Origin of the sequence: Akkermansia sp. RCC_12PD (assembly GCF_036417355.1) — a bacterium.
GTDB lineage: Bacteria > Verrucomicrobiota > Verrucomicrobiia > Verrucomicrobiales > Akkermansiaceae > Akkermansia.
Map to the genome: position 1 here is coordinate 710,047 of NZ_CP143889.1, position 26,991 is coordinate 737,037.

Genomic DNA, 26,991 nt, shown 5'->3' on the forward strand with positions numbered 1-26,991 from the left:
CCTCCCCCCTTCATCATGAATCACGCTGACTGGTCAAAAAAAGATCTGGAATACATCTGGCACCCCTGTTCCCAGATGAAGGACTATGAAACGCTGCCCCCCATCGTCATCGACCACGGCCGGGGAATCAGCCTGTACGACGTAGACGGCAAACGCTACATGGACGTCGTCAGTTCCTGGTGGTGCAACCTGCTGGGCCATTGCCATCCCAAAATCAGCCAGGCCATCAAGAACCAGCTTGATTCCTTGGAACACGTCATCTTTGCCAACTTCTCGCACAAGCCCGCCATCACCTTGTGCGAGGAATTGATGAAAAAAATTCCGCCAGGACTTTGCAAATTCAATTTTTCCGACAACGGCTCAGCTTCCATTGAATCGGCGATGAAGATGAGCTTCCAGTACCATTACCAGACAGGCAACCGCCGGAAAGTGCGTTTCATGTCCCTGAGCGACGGCTACCACGGGGAAACCCTGGGCGCCCTGTCCGTCGGTGGCCTGGATCTGTACTCTGAACTCTACAAGCCGCTTCTGCTCGACATCGTGCGCATTCCCGCTCCGGACTGCTACCGCTGTCCCAAAGAAAAAAAACGCGGATGCTGCCAGGCGGAATGCATTGACGCGGCGCAGGAAGTATTCGCGCGCCACGGTGAAGAATGCGCTGCCCTGCTGGTGGAACCCCTGCTCCAGGGATCGGCCGGCATGAGAATGTACCCCCCTTCCTATCTTGCCAAGCTCCGCACCCTGTGCGATTCCTACGGCGTCCATCTCATTGCGGATGAAATCGCCACGGGATTTGGCCGTACAGGCAGCATGTTCGCATGCGACCAAGCGGGAATCACCCCGGACATCATGTGCATCTCCAAGGGGCTGACGGGCGGTTACATGCCCATGTCCATTGCCATCACCACGCAAAAAATCTACGATGCCTTTTATGCGGACTATCGGGAGGGCAAAGCCTTCATGCACAGCCACACCTATGCCGGCAACCCGTTGGGCTGTTCCGCCGCGCTGGCCGTTCTGAAGGTGCTGGATGAAGAACAAATTATTCCCCGTGCACAGGAAAAGGCCCCCTTCTTCCATCAATTGATCGTGGATGCCCTGGGAGATCATCCCCATGTGGGGGAAATCCGCTACTTGGGGCTCGTCAACGCTATCGAACTGGTGGAAGACCGGAAAAGCAGGAAAAGCTTCCCGTCCGAACGGCGTCTGGGTTACCAGATTTACAAGGAAGCCCTCAAACAGGGACTGCTGCTCCGCCCGCTGGGCGACGTGCTGTACTTCAACCCGCCCCTCGTTATCTCTCCGGAAGAGATGCAGGAGGCTGTTTCCATCTGCGCCGGCTGCATCCGGAAAGTGCTGGGATAAACATTCTCCGCGGGAAAACAATATGCCCGTCATTTTTTTTGAGGATAAATGAAACTTTTTTTCACGCACGGTGTTTGTTAAAATACCCTGTAAACCCTCCGCACCGTTATGATACACTTCAATCCCCTGCATAAACGTCCGGCGCTTTCCGCGCTCATCCTCCTTGTCATGGGTTCCGGCTTTTGCCAGGCCCAGGAACTGCTTTCCGATTCCGCCAGAAAAGAAGCGACGGAATGGCTCAAGGAAGTCAAAACCGGGCATCTGAACACCAGTTCGGCCCGTCTTCAAAAAGCCATGGCCGCTCTGACAACCGCCATTGCCACGGAAAACGCCGCCATGAAACTTTACGTGGACGCCATGAAAGACAGATTCCTGAATCCTACCAGCATGATGTCCCGCATGCTGAACCGCGGCGGCGGCGGTTACCGGATGATGCGCATGCCCGCCATGAACGGCGGCAGAGGCGGCAACAATGGCCGCAACGGCAGCCAGAATGAAAGCCCAAGCTCCGCCTTCTCCAACTGGCGGAAGCAAAACACGGGCAACAATGTAGCTCCCGGCTTTAAAAAGGCCCTCCAGCTCCAGTGCAAATGGATGCTGCTCTGCCTGAAAAAAGCGGAGGCGGAAAAAAATGAGCGCGAGATCAACGTTTCCGCCAACGTGCTGTCCATGCTGGATGAAGTGGCCGCCAACGCCAAGGACGTGGGCGAACAGCTAGCCATGGTAGGCGGAGCCAGCGACGTCATCCGCACTTATCTGAACATCAGTGATTACCGTTCGGAAACCCTGCCGGACAACCTAATGGACCTCAATGGCATCTTCGAGCGCGTGCTTCTGGCCCCGTACAAGGAAAACAAGGATGTGGAAAACTTCCGCAAGCTCTGGAACAAACGCATCAGCCTGGAACTGGCTCTGCTGATGAACAACACCGCCAGCGACAAGAAGACGGCTGAAGTGGAAAAGGCCAACTTCCTCCTTAAAAGGCAGTGGGAACGGGAAAAAGCCTGTTTTGAACTCGGCGACCAGGTTGCTTCTCTGGACAAGATGAAGAGCCTGCTTCCCGGCATCAAGGACCCCAACGACAAGCAGCGGGCCATCCGGGATCTGGAATACCTGCTTCTAAGCCCGGCGGAAAAGGAAAAACTCCGTGAAGACCGTACCAACCGCCGCATGCCGCCGGGAGGTCCGCGCTTCTAAAGGGGCCAACAGACTGCTCCTTTTTTCATCCCCCGGTCCGTCAACCGGGGGATTTTTATTATCCGGACCGGACTCCATTTATAAAACCGGAGAACGTTCCCTGCCGGGCTGGAACCAGGTCTTCCGAAGGCGGTAAATGCGCACCCCCTCAATATTCTCATCCAGGTGCCACGCCGTGCGGATACCGTGGTGTTCCCATATGTGGCGGCAAAGCATCGTAAAAAATTTCCTGTCCATATCGGAAAGATCTCCCTGGGGCGTCAGACAGACGATATAGACGTTATCCCGGCAAAGATTCAGGGCAGTCTGTCCGTCCCAGCCCATTTCCTGCAACTTTTTCTGCACGGGCTTCAGCGGGAAATTCCATCCGCCCAGCGTCACCACATTCTTCCGGGAACAGCTCCACGCCTTGCGGAAAACGGATTGCCCGGGAGCCAGGTCATCAATAGTTCCGCCGGACATCTGCACACAAAACAGGGAATCCGGCTCCCGGTCCACCCGTTCGCAAAGCAGCCGTCCGGCCTCCGGCGAAAACGACTCCATATTGGCCTCCCAAACGGCGGCGCACGCCTGAGAGAGGGAGACGGCAAACGCGCAGAATATGGGCAAGCCGCCCGTCAAAGCCCCCTTCCCCGTCCACTTGACGTGGACGGACTGGAAATGCTCCGGTCTGAGCAGGCATAACCCGGCAATCAGGAATGTGGGATACACCACCCGGAAATACAGGCGGTCTATGCTGGCCATGTACAATAAAACAAGCACCAAAAGGCCGCCTACGCACCACAGGAGCGCCGGAGAATCCCCACGGCGGAAAGATGCGCGGCAGGCCAGTCCAAACAGAATCCAGCAAGGCAGGAGATCCACAATGGAATCCCAGGAAAACAAATGCAGGGCCTTTTTTCCGCGAATCCACATCCTGGGCCAGAAATCATTCCCGTCCCGCGCCAGCCTGAGTCTTCTCAGATAATCGGTGTTGAACACTTCCATGTCGCAATTCGTGAACATTTGCACCATTTTGATATCGTTGGCAAACACCCTGTAGGAAGCGCATTCGTACTCGTTCTCGGAACGGATGGGAGACGTGTCGGACAACAGGGCGCGGGCCTCATTCCAGGCAGCCACGTCACATCCCTCAAACACGCTGCGGTGGGCATGCCTGTTGTATCCGTTCAACCCGTAGGAAAAAGCAAACACGCATGCCAGGGCTCCCCACAGGCGTCCCCGGGAACGCAGCTTTTCCCAGGAGGGACGGAACCCGTCCATACTCCCCGCCACCAGCACCGCCCCGAAAAAAGCATCACACACCAGAGCAGCATCCAGCCTGATCATGCTCCCCAAGACACACAAAAAGACACCTGCAGCCAGCTTCCACCAAGATGAGGAACCATGCTTCAGGCAGATAAGCACACCGGTGAACCCCACGAGAAATGCGGCATGGCTGAACTGCAGGGCGGCATAAAAACCGGGCATGATCAGCAACCATACCAGCAACAGCACAAGCGTCGTGAAATCATAGCTGCGCGCCTTGCGGGCATGCGCCGTAAGCATCGTGAAAATGGCGGCTCCGCTGGACAACGTGGCAACAGCCAGAAACACCGGCCAGACGGACAATCCACCCAGAACGGGGGCGGCCACCAGAAGGGACCTCGTCAGAAGGGGATTGACAAAAATGACGTGCGCATCGGCATAGGAAGGATCGCCCCACCCGTCCAGCACGGAAGCGATCACCAAATCGTCATTGGACTGATAAGCAACCCCGGCAATACTCCAGGCAAGAACCAGCAGAATGATATTAAACCATACCGGATGAAGCAGGGGCAAAAACGATATCCATCTCCAAACCTGTTTCATCATAAGCAAATTCCCTGACTGCCCGATCATGGATGCTGGCCGGGGCACGCATACTAGAAACGGGAAAAACGAAAGTCAAGAGCCGTATCCGTTCCATCCTTTGGCCTTTCGTCCATCAACCGCCCTCGCGCCTCAACGGTTCAGGCAGACAATAATGCCGGTAATGATCAGCAGGTTTCCTACCACCTTGCGCAGCGTCACCGACTTTCCGAAAAAAATGCGGTCAAAAAAAAGGATATACACGTAAGCGGAGCATTCCAACACATTGACCGTAACCATCGGCAGATGGGAAAGGCAGTAAAATGTCAGCAGGCTGCACGCCAAGAAAATGGCATACGCAGACACAGTAGCCCGGTTCACGAAATAGGAAAAACCGGACAGCCGCTCATTCATGGCGGACTTTTTCAAAATCACCTGGGAACAGGACGCCATAAAGACGGAAAACAAGGTCAGGCCGATATAACCCCCCTCATTCATGAAGCATCCTCCTCCATGGATACCAGAATAATTCCACCGATGATCATGGCCGCGCCCAGAGCCAGTGTCCAGGAAAGAGGTTCCCCCAGGCACAGCCATGCCAGCAAAATCCCCCATATCACGACTGAGGAGCGGTTGGCGTACGCCACGCCCAGATTAAACCTCTTCAGCATGACTTGCCATCCTATGGCGTAAATGCCCAACAGAAACAGCACGCCGCACAGCAGGACATATCTGTGCCAATCCAGCCAGCCATAGGGGGCGGCCATGCGCCCCATCATCGTATTGAAGGCATAGACAATGAAAAGAAAATGTAAAACCAGATAATTGATCATGAAAGAGAGAAAAAGACAATGGACGGGAGATCATTCATAACGCCGGGCCACAATCACGGAAGGCCTGTGCTTGGTTTCCGTGTAAATTTTGGAAATGTAGATGCCAATGACGCCCAGACTCATCAGAATAAAGCCGCCAACCAGCCAGACGGAAGCCACGGAGGATGCCCAGCCCGTTGGCGCCACATTATACAGCAACTGCCGCCCCAGAATCCATGCAACATACAGCATGGCTACCAAAGTCACCGCCAGCCCGAAATAGGAAATATACACCAGAGGCTTGGCACTGTAGGAAACCACGGAATTGATCGCCAGCGCCATCTTCTTGCGGAACGTATAAGTCGTAGGGGAGGAGGAAGCCTTCTTCACCGTGCACGGCACCTGCCGGAATCCGGTGGCAACGCACAGACCGAAAAAGAAAGGTTCCCTGTCCTGAAACTTCAACATCTCACGCACGAACTGGGCACTCATCAGACGCGCTGTAACCATATTCTTCGTGATCTGCTGGTCGGAAAGCAGATTGAACAAGGTATAAAACAATTCACCGGACACGGCCTCAAAAAAGCCTCCCTTCCTTCTCTCCTGCACGCCATACACTACATCCGCCCCCGTGTCGTCCATTTCCCTGGAAAAATCCGCCAGCCATTCGGGCGATTCCTCCAGATCGCTGTCAATCAGGAATATCCTCTCCCCACGGGCTTCCTCGCAAGCCACATACATGGCCAGATGATGCCCAAAATTGCGGGACAAATCCACCACCCGCACCCTCCGGTCCTTCTCGCGCTCCGCCAGAGCCCGTTCCAGCCCGTCCCTGGGGCAGCCATCATTCACCAGCACCACTTCCGTCCGGTCCGGATCGTAACCAGCCGCACGGGCGGCAGAAAAACAGCGGGAACAGAACTCCGCCAAATACTCCCCCGTGCAGTACACGGTGGCCGCCATGGACAATTGAATCTGCGGATCAGTCATAAATCTTTCACATACATCAGAACATGTTTCCTCTCCCCGTTCTTGACGCATTCACCCGTATCTTCCGGGGAAAACTCAAAACCCATGCGCTCATGAAAATGAATGGACTTGGCGTTATTCTCCAGAATCCGGGCACACAGGCGTTTCAAACCGAGTTCTTTTGCGGCAAACCCAATCATCCCTTCATAGGCAAAGGAAGCAGGCCGCAATTCCTGAAAATCCCGGTTATAAATATAAATACCGATTTCGCCCTGACGGGAATCCCGGTCAAACCACGGCAAATACACCAACCCGAGCGGGACCTGGTCCGCATAAATCACGCAGGCGCAGGCATTCTCCCCGCGGATGTTTTTCTTCAGCCATGCATGGTGCTGTTCTTCTGTTACCTGGTCCAGCAGAAAAAAAGGGCTGACCACATCGGAATTGCGCCATGCACGGAGTTGTGCGTGCATGGCTTCGTCCACGTCGGACACATTGACCAGGCGCAGCTTCATGACTCCGGCGCTCCTTCCATGCCGAAACCGGCTTTCAACACGCGGCGGCAGCCCTCCGCGCCCAAGTCATAATACAAGGGCAGCCTGAGCAGGGTATCACTGGTACGGTCCGTGCACTCCATGCTGCCGGAGGTACGCCCGAATTTAACGCCTGCCGGAGCGGAATGAAGCGGAATATAATGGAACACGGCCTTGATGCCCCCCTCCGCCAGTTTGGCGATCAGGCTGGTGCGCTCCTCCAGGGAATTGAGGAGAACGTAATACATATGAGCGTTATGCACGCAATCCTCCGGAATGCGGGGGCGTTTCAGCATACCCGCCTTTTCCAGCGGCTCCAGGGCCTGATGGTACATGTTCCACCATTTCAGCCGCTCACCGTTGATCTCCCGTCCATGTTCCAGCTGGGCATACAGATAGGCGGCCGTCATCTCTCCGGGAAGATAGGAGGACCCTACGTCCACCCAGGTGTACTTGTCCACCTGTCCCCGGAAAAACTTGGAACGGTTCGTTCCTTTCTCCCGGATAATCTCCGCCCGTTCCATGAATGCGGAATCATTCACCAGCAGGGCTCCACCCTCGCCGCAAATGACGTTTTTGGTCTCGTGGAAGCTATAACACCCCAAATGTCCGATAGACCCCAGCTTGCGCCCCTTGTAGGAGGAACCCACGCCCTGGGCCGCATCTTCAATCACGTACAGATGATGCCTATGGGCGATATCCATGATGGTATCCATCTCGCACGCCACGCCCGCGTAGTGAACCACGCAAATGGCCCGCGTCCGCTCCGTAATGGCCGCTTCAATCAGCGTCTCGTCAATATTCTGGGTATCCGGCCTGATATCCACGAACACCGGCACCGCGCCGCGCAGAACGAAGGCGTTTGCGGTGGACACAAACGTATAGGAGGGCATGATGATCTCGTCTCCGGGCCTGCAGCCAATCAGCAGGGCGGCCATTTCCAAGGCGGCGGTTCCGGAATGGACGAGAAGCGCTTTTTTGGCGCCTGTGCGCTCTACGAGTAACTCATGGCACTTCCGGGTGTATTTGCCATCTCCGGACAAATGGGCACAATGGATGGCATCCCGAATATAATCCAGCTCGGGACCGTGCTCATGAGGTTGGTTAAAAGGAATATTCATGGCTCCAAAAGAAATCTGCGGGCATCTCACCCCGGGACGAACGGCTCCGTCCGCATGAAGCAGACCCTACTATGGATGAAGGACTGAAAACAAGCCTATACCTTGATGAACGTCCGGTTTTTATACAGATAATACAGGACGCCCCAGATCAGGGCGTAATTGCATAAATAAAAAACGAACTGCCGCCCGTCGCCGAAACACTCGCTGAATCCGGTAAAAAGCACGCGCGAAAAATTGCGCGTGGGCGGGCACACCTCCGTCCACATGTACACGAAAATGGCATTGCTCCCTATAACGGAGAAAAAGAACGTCAGCCAGTTAAGCCTCAGAACATCCGTCAGCACGTAAAACAGGGCCAGAAACAGATAGCACCAGCCGGCGGCCCACAAAACCATGGAACTGGTGAACAACTTCTTGATCATGGGGAAATCAAGGCTCCAGAAATACCCCAGCGCCAGACAGGCCAGCCCGGCGGCAGCCAGACAGAGCAGCTTTTTCCCGTGCCCCTGGATCTGCTTTAACATCTGGCCGCCCAGCAATCCAAGCATGGTCATGGCCCCAAAACCGAACTGTCCCAGAATCCACGCGTAATTCGTGCCGTCCTGCCAGGGCCCCATTAGGTACTTGTCCACAAGCAGGGCCACATTCCTGTCGGGTTCCAGAACTCCCGCTGCGCACGACCCAACGGCAGGATCGGAGAAAGGAACAAACTTCATCACCAGCCAGTAGGCGGCCAGCAGAATGGCCGTGGCCGCCACCTGCCAGCGTATGGACAAATTCAGCAGGCAGATGGCCGCAATCAGATAGCCTGAAGCAATGGCCTGAAGAGTATTGCAGTACAGCGACATCTTGTCCGGCTCAAAACTCAGCAGGTTGCCCTGCACCACCATTCCCAGCAAAAACAGCACCACCACCCGTTTAATTACCTTGAAATAAATCTTCCATACGGGTTCCGAACCGATGCGCCGACCAAAGGAAAACGGCATGGCCGTACCCACAATGAACAGGAAAAGCGGCATCACCAGATCCCAGGCCGCAAACCCCTCCCACTGGACGTGCGCGGCATGTTTCAGCAGCCATGCGGGGCTCTTCTCATAAAACAGGTTGATGCCGGCAACGACAAGAGCCAGCCCCCCGGTTAAAAAAAACATGTCGAAACCTCGCAGTGCATCAATGGCGGCGATCCTCTGCGGCCGGGTATCAGGTGCTGAATCCATGGCAATATTCCCAATACGGAAATCAGGCGTCCAATCTTTCCCTCTTCCGGAAAGAAAAAACGGCTTTCTCTTTTCCTGTTTTCCGCGGAAACCAAGCAACTCTGTCATGATCTCCTTGTGCGTATCCTTCCCGGAAACAAACGTGGTACCATAGACTTCACATGACCACGGGGAATGAACAAGCCGGCGGACCATCCTGCTTCCGGGAGATAGAAGCCTATGCCCGTTTGAAACTGGATGAATACGGGCTGCATGACTGGCAATTCGGGTGGGACCGGGCACGGAGGAGGCTGGGCGTATGCCGCCTTCAGGAAAAAAGCATTACTCTTTCCATCCATTTCGTCCGTGCCAACCTGGAGGCGCCTCATGAAATCCGGGACACCGTCCTGCATGAAATAGCTCATGCCCTGGCGTGGGTCCGCCATGGGGAACGTACCCATGGCCCGTTGTGGAAACGCATCTGCCGGGAAATAGGAGCCGTTCCGCGCGCCGCGGCCAGACAGGACGCCATCCGCGTCACCACGTACAAATACATTCTTCGTCTGAAAACAACGGGGGAAATCGTAGCCAAATACCATCGCCGCCCTGCCTTCGCCAAACACCTCAAGCGCCTGGCGTTGAAAAACCGCCCGGAAACGCTGGGACAACTGGCTTTGGAACCTTATGAAAACGAATAAGCTCAGTCAGGGAGAAAAAACCATTCCTCTACTGTAATTCCATTATAAATACAGTTGCTACACAGCATAAGAAACCAAAATAAAGAACTCCGTTAATCAGTATAAGAAAATGTGTATAATATAAAAAATTCTCGATAGATATTCTAATTATCTGCTACATGCTCGCTGCAGCTTCTTCAGACACATATAAGGAACCATGGTAATAAACCTGTGATTCCCGATTGCTGAAATATAATTCTCCATACCAGCCTTCTACACGGTATGTGATGAATATCAATGTCCGCCCGTCTTCATATTCATGAAACCAGGAATACATATCATAAAGACCAAACGATAGCATGCTTGAGCGTCCTTGTTGAATTGTCCCTACTGCTAGATTGCATGGTATTATTTTTTCTCCCAATTTTATAGAGTAGCCTTTCTGATTTTTAGTGGTGAACAAATCCAATACATGTTCTTTTCCATCTTTCATATATCCCACACGCCATTGATGCGCGTACCCCGATTGAGCATTGCGTTTTAATAATACCCTTGTTTGAGAGCAAAGGGCCGGAGGGGAAATAACTTCGGTATATACTCCGGGAAGTGAATCGCATTCCCACGTCACTAGAGAAGTCCAATGGGGAATAATGGAAAAAACATGTTTTGATGCCTGCTTTGCGGTCAGCGTTTTTACTCCTTTATTGTAAGGTAAGGGCAAAGGCGAAGGTCTGGAACCAAAAATCACAGGATCATTGTCTATTTCTTTTATCACCTCATCTTCATTTTCCTGCATAGGAGGCAACAAACCGTCCTCTTCTAATGATTTGAATGGAGAAACCCGACTGTCTTCCTCTGCCATAACATTGCCACATATGCCGGAAAAAATTAGCACCATTGCCCCAATAAAAGAGGCCAAATGAATTGCCTTTTTAATAAAATATTCGCAATCAGGACATCTTTGATTCAAATACTGTTGCCACCTTTCAAAATAAAAATCACGTAATCCCAATCCAACTCCCATTAAATCCTCTCTTCCATTTACCAAGCGCTCTTTCAAGTCTTTCCCTTCATAAACATAAGGAGCTTGAACAGTTCTGTTTCCCCATAAAAGTACTTTAACACCATAAGAAGATTTTCCTTCACCAGGATGACAAAGTCCCAATCCATGTCCAAATTCATGAGCTGGGACAAAACCTGGCGAAGGAGCAAAAAGATGTGAATTAGAGTCTTGAGGATAATATTTCATATGACCATTATCACACGGGAAAATTCTATGTCCGTACCCAGGGAAAGGTCGGGCTGAACTTCTTCCATCTCCTTTATATATATGTAAATATAAATCATAATCATCCAACGATCCATTAATAAAATTGACAAGAGGCTTCATTCCATTACAGCAAGGACATTTTGCAGGATCGAGTTTCTTGGGAAAAATCATATAAGGATCTGTGGTATAAACTTGGTTCCACACTTCCTTGATGTGGCCCACCATTTGATTACGTATTTCTACACTTTGATCAACAGTTAATCCCGATCCAGGTATTGCTCTCGCAATTAACTTTACTTGCATAGTTAAAGAGCATTGACGTTTTTCAAATTTAAATTGGGGTTTCATTCCAAGAAAATCTATGGCATTATTACTATTATTAACAAATCTATACAAATTATAATCCGCCTGTTCCGCAATAGGATCTCTGTTAATCCACCTGCCGTCCATAAGGTTGAGGTGGCGGTAATTGTAGTAGACAAGTCCCAGTTCATCGTCCATGCATTCACAGGAAAATCTGAACCTGTTGTCCTGAGCCATGTCTCCCTGTGCCGTGATGAGGACACCAAAGGGGGCATACTCATAGCGGGCCCTTTGTGCCTGCTGTTCATCGAAAATGGAGGTGACATTCTTCAATGCGTCATGGGTAAAATAAAGATTTTTCTCCACTTCTTTTCCATTTTGCTTCCAACGTGTCATCATCAGGATGCGCGTGGCTGTCGGTTCCGTCGGGTCCCACCAATAGCTTTTTTCCAGCACGGGCATGGGATGCATCATGTTTAGCTCGGCAACTTGCAGATAACCCCGATACAAGTAATAAACGTGGCTCGTAATGGCTCCGCTGACAGCAACTTTTTTCTCAAAGCGACGTCCTTGATAGTCGTAGCCGCAGGTGACGGTGATCCGGCCATCTTCGCTGGTGAAGGAAACAGGCCTGTCATTGGCATCGTAGCAAACATTCCAAATCCCCATTGAGGTTCTAATTCTTGTCTGGTTGCCGTCCGCATCATAGAGAGGGTCAAAGGAAACATCCGCCTGAATTATGTTTGTGTACTGGTTGAGCTCGTTGGCTCCGTAGGATATTTCTTTTTCCAGCTCACGGGATATCTTGCGGTTGCCGATGTTGTCGTACTGGTAGGCAAAGTTGTTTCTTTGCTGTATCTGATCCCCTGTCAATTCACTTCTGCCGTTGTAGGTGAAGTTTCTCGTGGCTCCCGCTGTAGGATCATCCCAAGAGTCCCGGCGCTGGATCGGGCGCATTAGGTTATCGTACTGGTACACATGTCCGGCCAACATGTCGCCAGTTCCGGCGTCCTCATAGCCGATGGAGGCCAGGAGATTGAGCCTGGGATGATAAGTGTTCCTGCGAACCATGCCGTTGGGATAGGATAATTGCTTGAGGAAGCTGCTGGTTTCATCATACTCCCACGTAAAAGGAGTATCCAAGCCTTCCAGATTCACCCTAATAATGGCATCTTTGTGGTCATAGTCAAGATGGGAGTATTGCACGGTGCGGGTTCCGATCATCAGGCGGTATCCGCAGGGACGCCCAAAGGAATCGTACTTCTCCTGGATGCTGCTTTCCACCGTTCCAAAGGAAGTGTCCTGCTGGCTTCTCCCATAGGCGTCATAAGAGAACTCTCGAGTACCTAAAGCGTCGGAAACGGTGATCATCTGTCCCAGGTGGTTGTAGGAGTAGAGCCATGGCTGGGTGTTGTCACTGTGAGAGACGGAGACTAATTCCCCGGTGGCCGGAGCGTACTGATAAGTTGTTACAATACCCCTGGCTCTGGTAAGAGTTTTCAGGCGGTTGAGTCTGTCGTAGGTTTTGGAAACACAGGAGCCGTCGGCATAGGTCTTCTTGAGTTCCAGTCCCGTGGCCGTGTCGTAGAGCCAGGTGGTGGTGTCTCCGTCGGTACGGTTGGAAGGATCGGTGGTAATATCGCCTTCATTCGCCCTGAAGGTGGTTAACGATGTCAAGCGGCCTGCTTCATCGTAAGCAAAGCAGGAGGGCTGGACGGCTGTACCGTACTCGGCAATCTTTCTGCCTCGGATATCGTAGGAATAGCAGGTGGTGCCTCCCAGAGCATTCGTGATGCAGGAAGGAGCGTCACAGCAGGGAGAGTAGGCGGTTAAAGTGATATTGCCCTGTGCGTCCGTTGTCCTGATAGGGCGTCCGGCCAGGTCGGTTTCGATGGCAGTAACATTACCTCTGGCATCGGCCTCCTGCTGAATCATGCCTGCAGAGGTGTAGGAACGCTCCTGTGAAGAACAAATTCCTGCGTGATCGGTCTGACTCACACCAAATCCGTCCACTACGAGGGATTCAGCAACAATATCCGAAGTGGGAATACGGCTGAACCGGGTGCGTTTGGTGGGAGCTGTGTATTCCGTCCATTGAACACTCTGCTGGCCGTACACATCAGTGGCAATAGTCTTGCTTTCCAGTACAGGATTCAACTGCGAAACCATGGTTTCTGCAGTTTGGGTGAGAGGCAGCCCCTCGGCATTATAAGTTATGGAGGTTTGTACCTGATAAATACCGTCTTCCCGTATCTGGTAGCAGGAAGAACTTTCCGATATCCTGTTTTTAGCGGGATCACCCGGATGCAATTGATCCAGAAGAACAGTCTGTTTTACAGTTTGGCCCAATTCATTGTACTCCGTTACGGCAGGTGCCATGTCTTCTGTCCGCGTGCATATGAGTTGCCCTTTGCTATTATAAGTGTTACTGGTGACAATAAATCCTTCCAAAGTATTGGGCTGTTCCTGTCGGATAGTTTGACCGAATCCATTTTGAAGAGTTCGGGAAAAAACGACTCCCCGGGACAGGGTTGTGGTGAGGATGCCCTCTTGTGTCAACTCAAGTTGAGTTTCGATTTCTCGCTGACCGGTTCCTGTCTGGAGAAGAATAAAGTCGTCATAATAGGTTTTGGTAATCAAGGTAGACCCTGAAGGAGTGGTAACAGTAGTGGTGAGTTGATCATCACTGTATTGAGTCCTGGTTACACGTCCAAGGATATCCGTTGCAGAAATAACCCTTCCCAAATCGTCGTACTCCGTGCTTTCAACCGTGGTCATTGAACCGACATCTCGGCGCGTGGAAAGAATATGTCCTTTCGCATCTCTCATGTAGGAAGTGATGGTTTCGGGAGTGGTTTCGGTTGCCGATCGGATGGTTTCCACCAGTTGCTTGGCCGAGTTGTATGCGTAGCTGGTTGTGATGCCATCTTCGTCGGTTTCTCTCAAGGGCCCGCAGCACATCCATTCTGTGGTACTGGTTCTGCCATTGGCCTTCGTAGTTTTGACAAGTTTGAGCTCGGCGTCGTATTGGTAGTCTTCGGAAGAAATCAGAGACCAATTTTCACCTGTGTGGACATATTGTTCCATCCGTGTGGTGGTGCCGTTTTGAGCAATGTACTCAACACTCCGGGTACTTTGACCGGGAACAATGCTCCCCTTTGCCTGAACAGTGGAGGTCACCTTGTGGAGAGCACCATGATCCGTGGTGGCTTCATAGGTATAGACGGTCTGAACGCCGTTGATACCCTGGCTCATCTTCTGTCTTCCCCGGGCGTAGGGGTACTGTGCTGCTTCCCCATAAGTCTCCGAGACGCTTGTGTGAACCTGGTCGGAGCCCAAAGCTGTTTCGGTCACTGTCGTGCGGTTGACTTCGGGGCTGTCTTCATAAGTGTAGCTCCTTTGGTTCAGAACGGTTTCCGTTCCGTCCTGGGCAATGATGATTTCCCTTTCCGTTGCCGGCCTGAAATCATTGAAACGCAGGTCGGCATAGGTGGTACGTGTTCCTTTTTCTCCTCCTCCTGCCCACGGTGTTGCTTCCAGAACCACCCGGCCCTGGTCGTCGTACTCATAGCGCGTGTAGCCTCCGTCGGGCTTGATTTCCAATGACACGCGGAACTGGTCGTTATACGTGTAGAGTGTTGTTTGGGCCAGGGGAGTATCGTAGCCTTCCGTGCTGCTGATGGTCAGCCAGCCGCCGTCCGTGCTCTTCTGGACGGTGCGTACGCAGGATACGGGCGTTTCCTCGTTGATCTTGCGGTAGCTCTCAATCATTTCCCACTTGGAGCCGGGCAGGAAATTGCGCTCAATCCGCCGTACGATGCGCTCGTCCCCTTCACCCTGGGTGATAGTTACATGGTTGCCTTCCACTTTCCGCTCCGTGCGGAAGGCGGGCATGCCCTGCCTCTGCTCGGTGATGAGCATCACGGGTTCTCCATCCTTGACAGTATTTTCATAGCTGACCGTCTTGTAGGGAGTCCCGGAAGCAGTTACGCTCCGGGCGGTTTTGTTCACCTGGGAGGGGGAGTACCACTCCAGGGTGAGTTTGTTGCCTTCAGGCACTGCCTGGAGAAGACCCTGCGACTGGGACCAGATGCTTTGGATGGCGCCGGTGGAGGGATGGCGGTTGACCTGGAGTTTGGCAGCATAGGCTTCCGCCGTGGTTTCCACCCCGGAAGAAGAAATCAGGGAAACAACCTTGCCGGTGGAAGCCGAGAAGCGCAGGGTACTTCCATTGCTCTGGACCATGTCCAGATAAATGGGATTTCCGTCAGTGCAGGGAGACTTGTCCCGGTTGAGCAGCCGGACCCTGTAGTTGAGTTTGCGTGAGCCTCCGGAAACGGGAGCGTCGGCGCTTCCGGCGGCGGCGCGGAAAGAGATGGAGCTGCCGGTTGGGCGCTTGACAGTTGCCTGGCGGGAAGCGGAGTCCCAGGAGCAGGTCCATTCGAGGGGATGCTTGTAGCGCAGTCCAATGGAGCATTGAGGATTGGCCCGGAAACTGAAGGAAGCTGCGCCGCCTCCTTCACCCCCGCCTCCGGAGTTTTCCCCGCCGACTTCCAGCATGCCTTCACAGTCGTCGGCATCATCCGGGTTGCCGCCGAAGGAGTGGCCTCCGGCAGAGTTGGGTCCTCCATTCTTGTCACACTCGGATTGAGCGCTTTCTTCCTCGCATTTGCAGGAACAGGGGCATGGGCAGCCTTCTTCTTCCGGTCCGCTGGAGGAGGAAGAGGAATTGCTGCTGGAGCTGGAGCTGGAGCTGGAGCTGGAACTGGAACTGGAACTGGAACTGGAACTGGAACTGGAACTGGAACTGGAACTGGAGCTGGAGCTGGAGCTGGAGCTGGAGCTGGAACTGGAACTGGAACTGGAACTGGAACTGGAACTGGAACTGGAACTGGAACTGGAACTGGAACTGGAACTGGAGCTGGAGCTGGAGCTGGAGCTGGAACTGGAACTGGAACTGGAACTGGAACTGGAGCTGGAACTGGAACTGGAACTGGAACTGGAACTGGAGCTGGAACTGGAGCTGGAGCTGGAGCTGGAGCTGGAACTGGAGCTGGAACTGGAACTGCTTGACTTGGGATCAAACTCAAAATCATCCCCTCCCCCTTCCGAAGAGCTGCTGGAGGTGGTCTCTTCTTCCTCGTCCCGATAAAGATTGACCAGGGTGATGACTTCCTCCCCTTCCCTATCCGGCGGAGTTATATTGGAATTGAGATAGGAATTAATATCGGGCGCCTCCGCCTTGTCGGAAAGAACGGCAATGCAGAACTCCTGTCCGGAGCCCAGGGCGGGGTGGTATTCATGGACGATTCGGCACCAGTAATACCCCTGTTCCAGCACGACGCTCTCCGGCTTCACGGAAAGGTCCTTTGCTTCCTTCGTGAACTCTACATTCTTGAATGGGATGGCCAGGGAGATGGAGGAATCGGCGTCCAGGGAAAGGAAATAGGTACCGCGTTTCATGATCTTGAGGTACCCGGTCCATTCATGGCGTGTGTCGCCGGAAGCGGAACGTGGGGAGATGAGAACGGGGGCGGTGATGCCGTTGACGTAGAAGTCGGCCTGCGGGAGGCCGTTGGCGAACATGGGAACGAAGGGATAGCGGGGTTCCAGGGTTTTATCGGTATTGTTCATTGTCTTGTAAATCAGGTTGGTTCAAATGATTTGCGGACAATGTAGAACTTTCTGTCACCCAAATGAAAGACGCCTGAAACGTTAGGATTCATTTCATTTTTGAAATGGAAGGTAATACACAAGAAAAGACCTTATCCCTTCCGATAAATTTCTTAGAAATACCAGAATAAAAATGAAAATTGCGCTAGAATCAACGCCTTAATTATAGCCGATTGCCGGAACAGGAATTTATTCCATTCAAAAAATCCTATTTCTGAAAAACAGAAACCAAGGAATACCTGCCTCAGCTACTCTTCCTCCACGGGCTTTGCCGCAGAGCTCAGGGCGCACTGGCGCACATAGTCGTAAATCTTTGGATCGCTGTCCCCGGCGGCCCAGACTACGCGCAGAAAATCGGCAGGATGAATGTGGCCGTGGTCCCGGAAAAAACGGCGGTCGTTTTCACAGCAGTAAATGATATCGTCTCCCATGGACCCGGCCAGCTTGGCTCTCGCCTTGGCAATCAGACGCGGCAGGTAGGGAAGGCCGCTGAGCTCATCTCCGAATCCGGGCAAATCATACCCGATCACGGGTTTTCCCTGGTAAAACTGGCCATGCTGGATAATCAGGAAAAAATCCCGGCGCGCCGCGGCTATCAGCAGTACCGTCGTAGGAGACGGAGCTCCCGTGCGGGCATAGGATTCCACAAAGTCAAACAATTCCCTCGTGCGGCAGCCGATGGAAGACAGAAACATGATCTCCTGGTCCGTGAAGAAGCCGTCCACATTCCGGTGGCCTTCATGGTAGCGCCCCACCGCTTCGCGGAAAAGGTCGTAAAACGTATCGTTCCAATCTTCCTCCATCACCGTCCGGGGGTTCTGTGCTTGCGTTTGAAATTCAGCATCATGATCTGCTTGGTCAGGCTGGCCTCAAACCGCGCCTGTTCCTCGCGGGACATTTCAGAACGGGCCTTCAGCACTTCCTGCGCTTCCTCAATGGCGCGCTCCACGCTGCTTTCATCAATCTGGGAGGAGTCCAGCGCCAAATCCGTCACCATGAGTACATGGTCGTCGTTGATCTGCACAAATCCGGTTCCCACCACCATGCTTTCCTCCGGTCCGTCCACAGGCTTGTAGCGGAGTTCCCCCGGTTCCAGGGAAGTGATCATGGCCGTGTGGTGGTCCAGCACCCCCATTTCACCAAGGCTGCCGGGCAGGTACACATACTCCACATTGGCGGAGACCACCACTTCATCCGGGGTAATGACTTTGAACTCCATGCTCATGGTACGGAATGATCGGGAAAAGGGTTATTTGGCCTCCTTGAGAACGTCTTCTATGCTGCCGCGCATGAAGAAGGCGTCTTCCGAGACCATGTCCAGCTTGCCTTCCAGAATCTCCTTGAACCCGCGGACCGTTTCGGACACGGGCACATAGGCGCCGGGAATGCTGGAGAAGACTTCCGCCACATGGAAGGGCTGGGTCAGGAAGCGCTGGATCTTGCGGGCCCGGCTGACGATGAGCTTGTCTTCTTCGGAAAGCTCGTCCATGCCCAGAATGGCAATCATGTCCTGAAGGTCCTTGTAGCGCTGCAGGACCATCTGCACGCCGCGCGCCACCTGGTAGTGCTCCTCGCCCACGGTTTCCGGGGCAAGAGCCTTGGAAGTGGAGGCCAGCGGGTCCACCGCGGGGAACAGGCCCTGGGCGGCCAGCGCACGTTCCAGCACCACCGTGGAATCCAGGTGGGCGAAGGTGGTGGCGGGAGCGGGGTCCGTCAAGTCGTCCGCAGGGACATAAACAGCCTGCATGGACGTGATGGAACCGTTCCGGGTGGATGTGATGCGTTCCTGAAGGTCCGCCATTTCCTCCGCCAGATTCGGCTGGTAGCCCACGGCCGACGGGGTGCGGCCCAGCAGGGCGGACACTTCCGACCCCGCCTGGGAGAAACGAAAAATGTTGTCGATGAACAGGAGCACGTCCTTATGCTCTTCATCGCGGAAATATTCCGCCATGGTCAGGGCGGAAAGGGCCACGCGCAGGCGCGCCCCCGGCGGCTCGTTCATCTGGCCGTACACCAGGGCCACCTTGGACTCCTCCGGCTTTTCCAGATTAATGACGCCGGATTCAATCATTTCATTGTACAGGTCGTTCCCTTCGCGGGTGCGTTCCCCCACCCCGGCAAAAACGGAAAGGCCGCTGCGCGCCTTGGCGATGTTGTTGATCAGCTCCATGATGAGCACGGTCTTGCCCACGCCGGCACCGCCGAACGCGCCGACCTTGCCGCCTTTCAGGAAGGGGCAGATCAGGTCGATCACCTTGATGCCCGTTTCCAGTACCTCCGTACTGGTGGACTGTTCGTCCAGGGGGGGAGCGCTGCGGTGGATGCTTCTCACCCCGGCGCAGTCAGGCTTGCCCCGCTCGTCCACGGCTTCACCCAGAACATTGAAAATGCGGCCCAGAACGCACGGTCCCACCGGCACTTCAATGGGGTGGCCCAGATCGCGCACGGGCATGCCGCGGCGCAGGCCGTCCGTGGAACTCATGGCCACGGCGCGCACCCAGCCGTCGCCGATGTGCTGCTGGACTTCCAGCACCAGGGTCTTGCGCTGCCCGTTGATCTCATAATCCACTTCCAGGGCATTGAGCAGGGCGGGAAGCGTTTCGGACCGGGAAAAATCGGCATCGACCACGGCGCCGATGATTTGAACGAGAGTGCCTGTGTTATTCATAATGAGAAAATGTTAATATTGAAATATGATGAAGGGAAAAGTTGCTTGGGGGATGGGTGAAAGCTGGCGGTATCCTTATTCCATGGCGCGCATGGCGGTGGTGATTTCCAGCAATTCGTTGGTAATCTGCGTCTGACGCGCCTTGTTGTAATCCAGCGTAAGTCCGTTAATGATGTTTTTGGCGTTTTCCGTGGCGCCCTTCATGGCGACCATGCGGGCGGAATGCTCGGAAGCGCGGGCCTCCAGCACGATCTGCACCAGCCCGTGGAAGACGTACAGCGGCAGAATCGTATTCAGCAAGTCCGTGGGGTTCGGTTCCAGCAGGAACTGCTTGTGGGCCTCCGCCCCGTCCAGAGAGGCGCCCCCGGCCTTGGCCATCTTCATCAGGGGGTCCTGCTCAATAGGCAGCAACTGGCGGAAAAGGGGCTTCTGCACCATTGTGTTCACAAAGCCGGAGAAGGCCACAAATACGCGGCTGTATTCCCCCTCCTTGAATTTTTTCAGCAGGAAGTCAAAGATGGGCTTCAGCTCTAACAGGGAAAGAGGGTCCGTCAAGCTCCAGGTGGCATCCAATTGATCCCCCAGCCTGGCCAGCGTGGCATTCAGCTTGCGGCCGATGGTGACATAATGGGCGCCTTCCGGCGCGGCCTCCCGCGTCACCTTGATGAGGTTGGCGTTCAGGCCGCCGCACAAGCCGCGGTCCGTGTTCACCAGAAGCACCAGGTCCACGCCGCCGTGGCTCTGCATCAGGGGGCTGGAATTGGTATCTATTTCATCCTGGAGATGGTAGAGCACTTCCGCCAGAGCGCGGATGTAGGCACGGCCCTTCACAGCCTGCTCCTGGGCGCGGCGCATCTTGGCGGAAGCCACCATCTGCATCGCCCTGGTGATCTGGGACGTGTTTTTGACGGACTTGATCCGGCGTCTGATGTCTCTCAGGTTGCCCATGGTTCAGTGCTCCGGTAATCGTTAGTTCCAGCTGAGCTTGAAGGATTCGATGGCGGCCTTGAGCCCGGCGTCTATCTCAGGGGTCAGGTCCTTCACTTGCAGGATGCTTTCCAGCAGATCCGGATGCTGGTCCTGCAGGTAGGCCTCCCAGGCGTTCTGGCACTGCTTGATGCGGTCCACCGGCACGTCGTCAAAATATCCCTTCTGCATCGCGTACAGGTCGGCGGCCTCCAGCCCCAGGGACTTGGGTTCGTACTGGTTCTGCTTGAACAACTCCACGATGCGCTGGCCGCGCGCCAGCTTGGCCTTGGTGTTCGCGTCCAGATCGGAACCGAACTGGGCGAAGGCCTGCAATTCCGTAAACTGGGCCAGGTCCAGCTTCACGGAGCCGGCCAGCTTCTTGATGATCTTCGTCTGGGCGGAGGAACCCACGCGGGATACGGAAATACCCACGTTGATGGCAGGCCGCACCCCCTGGTAGAACAAATCCGTCTCCAGGAATATCTGGCCGTCCGTGATGGAAATGACGTTCGTGGGAATATACGCGGAAACGTCGCCCGCCTGCGTCTCGATGATGGGGAGAGCCGTCAGGGAACCGCCGCCGTGCTCCTTGTTGATGCGGGCGGCGCGCTCCAGAAGGCGGCTGTGCAGGTAAAACACGTCGCCGGGATACGCTTCCCGCCCGGACGGACGGCGCAGAATCAGGGAAATCTGGCGGTAGGCCACGGCGTGCTTGGAAAGGTCGTCGTACACGATCAGGGCGTCTTCCCCCTTGTCCATGAAATATTCACCCATCGCGCACCCGGCGTACGGCGCCAGATACAGCATGGCGGCGGGATCGGACGCGGAAGCGGCCACCACGATGGAATATTTCATGGTCCCGGTTTCCTCCAGCTTGGCCACCAGGCGGCTGATGTTGGAACGCTTCTGGCCGATGGCCACATAAATATTGTACAGGGGCTGGTGATCGGGCAGCTTGCCTTCCTCCGCCAGGCGGTTCTGTTCCGCCTGGGCGATCATCGTGTCCACCGCAATGGCGGTCTTGCCCGTGGCGCGGTCGCCGATGATCAGCTCGCGCTGGCCGCGGCCAATGGGAATCATCGCGTCAATGGGGAGAATGCCCGTCTGCACCGGAACGGAAACGGACTGGCGGGAAATAATGCCGGAGGCGATCTTCTCCACGGGATAATAGGCTTCCGCCTCAATCGGCCCCTTGCCGTCAATCGGTTCGCCCAGCGTATTCACCACGCGGCCAAGCAGGGAGCGGCCCACGGGAACGGAAAGAAGACGGCCCGTGCATTTGACGATGTCCCCTTCCTTCAGGTCGGAATCGTCACCCAGGATGACGGCGCCCACTTCGTGCTCTTCCAGGTTCATCGCCAGGCCCATTACGCCGCCGGGGAATTCAAGCATTTCATTGAGCATCACGCCGCTCAGCCCTTCGATCTTGGCGACGCCGTCCCCCACGGAACGAATGACGCCCACGTTTTCCTGGCTGACGGCAGCCGTGGCTTTCTTAATTTCTGCTTCGAGTTCTTGAAGTATGTTGCTCATGGGAAAAATGGTTCATTGGTTAATTGGAAAGGGAGCGGGCCAGATCGGCCAGCCGGTCTATTTTGGAGCGTACGGAACCGTTGCGCACATCGTCGCCCACCTGGATGCGGATGCCGCCCAGCAGTTCCGGGGCAACCTCCCAGTGGTAATAAAGGCCCTCGCCGTATTTCGCGGCCAGCTTCTGCTGGATTTGGGAGCGTTCCTCGTCCGTCAGGGGCACGGCGCTCCGGATGGTGGCGGTCCGGCTTTTCACGGCGTATTCCACCATGCGGGAAAAAGCGGTCAGCAGGGCCTCATAATTGCGGGGCTTGCGTTCCACGATTCTCCGGGCAACCAGGCGAACCCGGTCTTCCACCACGGAATTGCCGTCCATGCAGAGCCGGAAAAGCCTGCGCGCGGCGTTTTGCGTGTCCTTGCCGATCTTCATAAAAACATTCAGGAATCCAGGCTGTCAATGGCCTCCCGGTTGATGCGCCGCTGGTCTTCCTCCGTCAACACCTTTCCGGTAACCCGGGCCGTGGCAAGCGCCACCAGCTGGCCAAACTGCTCCTTGAGGGCGTCGCGCTCCTTCTGCTGTTCCAGAGCGGAAAGCTCATGCGCCTTCTTGATGATTTCCGCCGCCTTTTCGGAAGCGGCGGCTTCCTGCTCTTCCAGCAAACGGGCGGCCGCGGCCTTGGCGGCGTCTATCTTCTCCTGCCCCTTTTCACCAGCTTCCACCAGCATTTCCCGCGTCTGTTCCTTCACGGTCGCCAGCTGGCGTTCGCTTTCCTCCCGCATTTCCTCGCCTTCCTCAATGCGCTGGCGCCTTTTTTCCAGAATATTCTGGATGGGCTTGAATGCCACGTAACGCAGAATCACCACCATCAGGATGAAGGCGATCAGGTTGGCTAGAAACGGCTCCCAGCTTGTCACGCCAAAGGGCGCGAAAGGGTTCCAGGACTGGTCGGCTATGATTTGCAGCATAAAAATGAATTGGTTGGAACATGCCGGAGAAAATACTCCGGAAAAGGGGAAGGCCGTTCCCGGCCGGGCCACGCCGCCCGGGAACGGAGCAAATTCATGACTACATGAAAATGGAAATCAGGGCCACCCCTTCAATCAGGGCCGCCAGCGTGATGGCAATCACCATGATGGAGGAGGAAGCGCCGGGATTGCGCCCGGTGGATTCAGCGGCCTTCGCGCCAATCATGCCAATGCCCAGGCCGGCGCCGATGGTAACGAGGCCGAACCCCACATTGCCGGACAGTTCGGCAAGGGAAGCCATTGCGGTAGGATCAATCATATTGTCTGTTGGTTATGTTTTTTGTTGTTGGAACGTTCCCCCACGGTTTGCCCATGGTCGGAAACGGAAATTCTGCACCCGGTTCAGGGCTTGTTCCCGGCTCCGGGTTCCGGCAGGGATTCCGGAGGAGTGTCGTGCCTCTGGGAATCTTCATCGCCTATCTGGAGCTTCAGGAAAATGGCGGTAAGGAGAAGGAATACGAGTGCCTGGATGAAGCCGACCAGCAGTTCAATGGCCAGGAATGGAAGTACGCACAAGGCGCTTCCCAGGGGGCCGAACATGTGGGACATCGTTTCAATGATCGTCTCACCAGCGTAAATGTTTCCGAACAAACGGGCGGCCAGCGCAATGGGCCGGATGGCAATGCTGAGGCACTCCACAATCCCCACGAAAATGAAAATGGGCACCAGCACCGCCCCCATGAACCCCTTCATCCCCCCCTTGGGACCAAACAGATGGAGGAAGAAATGCTTCAGCCCCTGCTCCCGAATGCTCCAGTACAGCCACATCACGGCATAAAACAGTCCCAGGAACATGGTCACGTTCAGGTCGGCGTTCGCCCCGCGGAAAAGGGGGACCCCATGATAGGTAATGGTGCCGACGCCGGGCAAAAGCCCCATGTAATTACTGACCAGGATGATGGTGAAAATGGTGCCGAAGTACCAGAAATACTTACGGGTGAGCCGCGGCCCCAGAAGGGACTCCACAAAATTGTACAGGGTTTCAAAAAAATACTCCACCATGTTCTGGAACCTGGAGGGAAGAATCTTCATGGCACGCGTAGCCAGCCATACCACTACGCTGATGAGGAGAATAGCCAGGAAAAGCATCAGCATGGAATTGGAAACCGGCAACTCGATTCCTCCAGGAAGAGGCAGGGAAAACAGGTGGGGGGCCGCCTGGTCCAGCCCATGGCCTCCGCTTTCCTCCGCTGCCTGGGCAGTGCCGCCCAGCATTCCGGACACCATTGCCACCGCCAACCACAGGAACTGGAAAAATCTGCTCATTGTCTCTCTAGCCATTGCTTGTGTCCATTCCGTCAAATAAAAGGTATCTCCTTTATTTGACAGTGATGATTGTGGACTTTCGCCCTACCCTTGGCAAGTCCAAAACTTGCCACGTGAATAAAATGTATACATTTGTTCATAATTTCATACTCCCCAGGAGAATTGTCCTGTTCCTGCACCCTCTCCGCCATGAAAGAAGGGGTTGGGAACACCCCTGAACTTTCCGAAAAGGCGGAGCTTTCTTCCGCACCGCATAAAAAAGAGGGCCGCTCCACGTATGGTGAAGCGGCCCCCGCAAAACGTCATGGCAGATTTACTTGCCGGCGGAAAGAATATGAATGTGGTACACGTCCCTGCCGTCTCCAGCCTTGTAGCCCGTAGCATGAATGCCCGTAATGTCGGAGGTGATCACGTCCAGGGCCTTGGTGGCTTTCTGGATGTCCTTGTTTCCGTCAGCGGCGCTCTTCAAGGCATCCCGGACCGGAACCAAGTTCAACTGGAACTCCATCGGAGCCACCTGACCGGGAGCCTTCATGGACTCCTTGAGGACTTCGTCACCGAACGCCTTGGGCATGCTGAGAGCCCAGCGGCTATCGGACACGCTCACCACCGGATTCAGATCAGGACCCATCGGGCATTGATAATCGTACGTCGTAACATCTCCCTCCGTAGTGGCTTTGGGAGCGGGCAGTTCCGTCATCTTGCCCTGGCTGACCAGCGGAACAATCGTCTTGGAAGCATCGATCACCTTTTGCCAGGCCTGCGCCAGAGCGGCGCGGTCCTTGATCTCATACACCAGGGAGAAGCGCGGGGACGGAACATTCTGAAGCATGGGATTGGGAGCTCCCTTCATGTCCACCACATAAGCCCCTGCGCCGGTCATCCCGTTCCAGGCCAGTTTCTGGGCCTTCCAGAGTTCTTCAATAGTGGGACGGGCCATCTGGATCATAGGAGCAGCCATGCGCACCTGGTCGCTCACCTTATTCTTGGGATCGGCAATGTAGGCGTTGGCGTAGTCCCACACGATCTGGGAAACATCCCCAATCAGGGAATAATACATGTCCACCGTCTCATGGTTGACGGCGCCGGACCAGTAAAGAACGGTATCCGCCCCCGGACGCACGGAATTCATGGCCGTGGGGGCATCCAGCTTGTAGCAGTCCATCGGGTACATGGCTATTTCCAGATGAACCCCCTGGTTCTGCCAGGAATACCAGGAAACGGGCGTGGCGTTACGCGCTATCTTATCATAGAAGCCGAGAATATTTCCCTGAATGGAATCCAGAGAGGACAGGGCCGGAGCCATATCCGCAACCTTCCATTCCTTGCCGAGGAATTCCATCACCTGCTTCAAGCCGGTCAGATAGCCCTTGTACATGGCTATATCGGACTTCAGCGTGGCCTGCATCAAAGCCTTGTCCACAAAGCACAATCCGTAGGCGGGATACTGAAGCTGGCCGTCCGCCATGTTGAAATCCGGACGGGCAACGACGGAATCTTGCGGAGAAGCGGCCACATGCACCTGCAATTCGGGATTCGCGGTCACAAAGCCTACAAGCGTGTCATTGACGAAACCGACGACCGCATACAGCTTGGAATCATCAAGGCGCTTCAATGCCTCGTTGATCTGCTCCCTGGTTTCGGGAGTAATGGAATTCTCTGAGTAAACATCCTTCAGGTGTTCTTCTATCTTGGCGCGCAATTTCTTGCAGTCCACTTCCGCCACCTTGCACGCAAGGCCGTTGTATGTCTTGTCATACAGAGACACAATGCCGTGCAGCTCCATATCTTCCGGCAGATTGGCATCCTTCAGGGCAGACTGGACCTGGGCCAGGGCATCGGGAGTCAGCTTGGCGGCGACCATCACCGGAGCCGTCTTGTCCTGTGAAGGCCGCAGATCGACCAGAGCAGCCCATTGAGCGAGCGTTTTGAAAGTCCTGTTCATCATTACCGAAGTTCTGGCGGACAGAGCCTCAGGAGTTCCTTGCACTCCGGAACTGACGGAGGAAAAGAGGGTGTACATGTCCAGCATCGACTCCATCTGGTTCTGCCCCATACTGCCAAAGGCCCCCTGGGCGCTGTCCAGCCAGGCCGCCCATCCGGGTCCGAAGCCGACCATGGCGTCAATAACCGGACTGTCCACCTTTTTGACGGTAATTTCGGAAAGATCTTCCTTCACGACAACCTCGTCCCCGTCCTCTCCAGAAATAGCGATACTTTCATCCTCCTCTTCCACATCCACTTCGCACGCTCCCCATGTCTTGAACATATTCAGGCCCTGGAAGCCTTTGATCATGCCGGGAATATCATAAACACCCGTCACCATGCTCATTTCCCTGGGAAACAGGGCGGCTATGCCCAGGCGTTCGGCGCGTTTCGCCACCAGATCGGCAGTGACCGGCTTGCTCAGGTCAATCGCGGCAGCCGGGGCGGACGCCGCGGCATCCTGGCCCGGCTTACCGGAAGAATTCTTATTGTCGTCGGAACATCCGGCAAGGGCACAAGTCAGCGCCACACAGGGTATCGAGTAAAGATAATGGGTTTTCATTGTCTTGCAACATGGGGTCTTAATGCACCTCTCAGGGC

At 54.7% G+C, this 26,991-nt stretch carries 23 protein-coding genes; 5 read left to right on the forward strand and 18 right to left on the reverse strand.

Going from position 1 to position 26,991, the window contains the following annotated elements; genetic code table 11:
* Nucleotides 1-15 precede the first annotated feature (15 nt).
* A complete protein-coding gene (gene bioA / locus V3C20_RS02960) occupies nt 16-1,365 on the forward strand; it encodes an adenosylmethionine--8-amino-7-oxononanoate transaminase (protein WP_130084006.1) in 1,350 nt (449 codons plus the stop codon).
* Nucleotides 1,366-1,473: 108 nt separating this feature from the next.
* The gene (locus V3C20_RS02965) at nt 1,474-2,562 is read left to right on the forward strand and encodes a hypothetical protein (RefSeq protein ID WP_130084007.1); all 1,089 of its coding nucleotides are present in this window, start codon (nt 1,474-1,476) and stop codon (nt 2,560-2,562) included.
* A 78-nt stretch (nt 2,563-2,640) separates the two neighbouring features.
* On the opposite strand, the gene V3C20_RS02970 is transcribed toward V3C20_RS02965, so the two are convergent.
* From V3C20_RS02970 to V3C20_RS03000, 7 genes are all read right to left on the reverse strand, one after another.
* On the reverse strand, nt 2,641-4,416 hold the full coding sequence (locus V3C20_RS02970) for a hypothetical protein (RefSeq protein WP_130084008.1): 1,776 nt from the start codon (nt 4,414-4,416) through the stop codon (nt 2,641-2,643).
* A gap of 129 nt (nt 4,417-4,545) precedes the next feature.
* Nucleotides 4,546-4,890: an EamA family transporter gene (locus V3C20_RS02975; RefSeq protein ID WP_130084009.1), complete on the reverse strand. Its 345-nt coding sequence runs from the start codon at nt 4,888-4,890 to the stop codon at nt 4,546-4,548.
* The gene (locus V3C20_RS02980; protein ID WP_130084010.1) at nt 4,887-5,225 is read right to left on the reverse strand and encodes a hypothetical protein; all 339 of its coding nucleotides are present in this window, start codon (nt 5,223-5,225) and stop codon (nt 4,887-4,889) included. Before V3C20_RS02980 ends, V3C20_RS02975 begins: the two co-directional genes overlap by 4 nt.
* Before the next feature lie 30 nt (nt 5,226-5,255).
* Nucleotides 5,256-6,194 (reverse strand): glycosyltransferase family 2 protein, encoded by a 939-nt coding sequence (locus V3C20_RS02985; RefSeq protein ID WP_130084011.1) that lies wholly within the window; start codon nt 6,192-6,194, stop codon nt 5,256-5,258.
* A complete protein-coding gene (locus V3C20_RS02990) occupies nt 6,191-6,688 on the reverse strand; it encodes a GNAT family N-acetyltransferase (protein WP_130084012.1) in 498 nt (165 codons plus the stop codon). The genes V3C20_RS02985 and V3C20_RS02990 overlap by 4 nt, the downstream gene beginning before the upstream one ends.
* On the reverse strand, nt 6,685-7,827 hold the full coding sequence (rffA, locus tag V3C20_RS02995; RefSeq protein ID WP_130084013.1) for a dTDP-4-amino-4,6-dideoxygalactose transaminase: 1,143 nt from the start codon (nt 7,825-7,827) through the stop codon (nt 6,685-6,687). The genes V3C20_RS02990 and rffA overlap by 4 nt, the downstream gene beginning before the upstream one ends.
* Before the next feature lie 95 nt (nt 7,828-7,922).
* Nucleotides 7,923-9,239, reverse strand: a complete 1,317-nt coding sequence (locus V3C20_RS03000) for a DUF5009 domain-containing protein (protein WP_130084014.1) — start codon at nt 9,237-9,239, stop codon at nt 7,923-7,925.
* Between V3C20_RS03000 and V3C20_RS03005 the strand changes: the two genes are divergently transcribed.
* Nucleotides 9,206-9,721: a SprT-like domain-containing protein gene (locus tag V3C20_RS03005; RefSeq protein ID WP_130084015.1), complete on the forward strand. Its 516-nt coding sequence runs from the start codon at nt 9,206-9,208 to the stop codon at nt 9,719-9,721. The genes V3C20_RS03000 and V3C20_RS03005 overlap by 34 nt on opposite strands.
* Nucleotides 9,722-9,875: 154 nt before the next feature.
* Here V3C20_RS03005 and V3C20_RS03010 read toward each other — a convergent pair whose 3' ends face one another.
* Nucleotides 9,876-15,833 carry an RHS repeat-associated core domain-containing protein gene (locus V3C20_RS03010; protein WP_330935416.1) on the reverse strand — a complete coding sequence of 1,986 codons (5,958 nt, stop codon included), beginning with the start codon at nt 15,831-15,833 and terminating at the stop codon, nt 9,876-9,878.
* A 109-nt stretch (nt 15,834-15,942) separates the two neighbouring features.
* Between V3C20_RS03010 and V3C20_RS03015 the strand changes: the two genes are divergently transcribed.
* Nucleotides 15,943-16,425 carry a hypothetical protein gene (locus V3C20_RS03015; RefSeq protein WP_330935417.1) on the forward strand — a complete coding sequence of 161 codons (483 nt, stop codon included), beginning with the start codon at nt 15,943-15,945 and terminating at the stop codon, nt 16,423-16,425.
* Nucleotides 16,426-16,574: 149 nt separating this feature from the next.
* Entirely contained in the window at nt 16,575-16,952 is a 378-nt protein-coding gene (locus V3C20_RS03020) for a hypothetical protein (protein ID WP_149875355.1), read from the forward strand.
* A 242-nt stretch (nt 16,953-17,194) separates the two neighbouring features.
* On the opposite strand, the gene V3C20_RS03025 is transcribed toward V3C20_RS03020, so the two are convergent.
* The 10 genes from V3C20_RS03025 to V3C20_RS03070 form a co-directional block, all read right to left on the reverse strand.
* Nucleotides 17,195-17,749, reverse strand: coding sequence for a DUF5069 domain-containing protein (locus V3C20_RS03025; protein WP_149874555.1), 555 nt, complete (start codon nt 17,747-17,749; stop codon nt 17,195-17,197).
* Nucleotides 17,749-18,171 (reverse strand): ATP synthase F1 subunit epsilon, encoded by a 423-nt coding sequence (gene atpC, locus V3C20_RS03030; RefSeq protein ID WP_130083541.1) that lies wholly within the window; start codon nt 18,169-18,171, stop codon nt 17,749-17,751. The genes V3C20_RS03025 and atpC overlap by 1 nt, the downstream gene beginning before the upstream one ends.
* Nucleotides 18,172-18,195: 24 nt before the next feature.
* The gene (gene atpD / locus V3C20_RS03035; RefSeq protein ID WP_067572814.1) at nt 18,196-19,614 is read right to left on the reverse strand and encodes a F0F1 ATP synthase subunit beta; all 1,419 of its coding nucleotides are present in this window, start codon (nt 19,612-19,614) and stop codon (nt 18,196-18,198) included.
* Nucleotides 19,615-19,689: 75 nt separating this feature from the next.
* The gene (atpG, locus tag V3C20_RS03040; RefSeq protein WP_130083542.1) at nt 19,690-20,562 is read right to left on the reverse strand and encodes an ATP synthase F1 subunit gamma; all 873 of its coding nucleotides are present in this window, start codon (nt 20,560-20,562) and stop codon (nt 19,690-19,692) included.
* A gap of 21 nt (nt 20,563-20,583) precedes the next feature.
* Complete coding sequence (gene atpA, locus V3C20_RS03045) at nt 20,584-22,116, reverse strand: F0F1 ATP synthase subunit alpha (RefSeq protein ID WP_130083543.1); 1,533 nt, start codon at nt 22,114-22,116, stop codon at nt 20,584-20,586.
* A gap of 19 nt (nt 22,117-22,135) precedes the next feature.
* A complete protein-coding gene (locus tag V3C20_RS03050) occupies nt 22,136-22,543 on the reverse strand; it encodes a F0F1 ATP synthase subunit delta (protein WP_130083544.1) in 408 nt (135 codons plus the stop codon).
* Between the two features lie 8 nt (nt 22,544-22,551).
* Nucleotides 22,552-23,079, reverse strand: a complete 528-nt coding sequence (locus V3C20_RS03055) for an ATP synthase F0 subunit B (RefSeq protein WP_130083545.1) — start codon at nt 23,077-23,079, stop codon at nt 22,552-22,554.
* Between the two features lie 100 nt (nt 23,080-23,179).
* Nucleotides 23,180-23,398 carry an ATP synthase F0 subunit C gene (locus tag V3C20_RS03060; RefSeq protein ID WP_067572806.1) on the reverse strand — a complete coding sequence of 73 codons (219 nt, stop codon included), beginning with the start codon at nt 23,396-23,398 and terminating at the stop codon, nt 23,180-23,182.
* 83 nt (nt 23,399-23,481) lie between these two features.
* Entirely contained in the window at nt 23,482-24,405 is a 924-nt protein-coding gene (gene atpB, locus V3C20_RS03065) for a F0F1 ATP synthase subunit A (protein WP_161981323.1), read from the reverse strand.
* Between the two features lie 313 nt (nt 24,406-24,718).
* Nucleotides 24,719-26,953 (reverse strand): hypothetical protein, encoded by a 2,235-nt coding sequence (locus V3C20_RS03070; RefSeq protein ID WP_130083547.1) that lies wholly within the window; start codon nt 26,951-26,953, stop codon nt 24,719-24,721.
* Between the last annotated feature and the right edge of the window lie 38 nt (nt 26,954-26,991).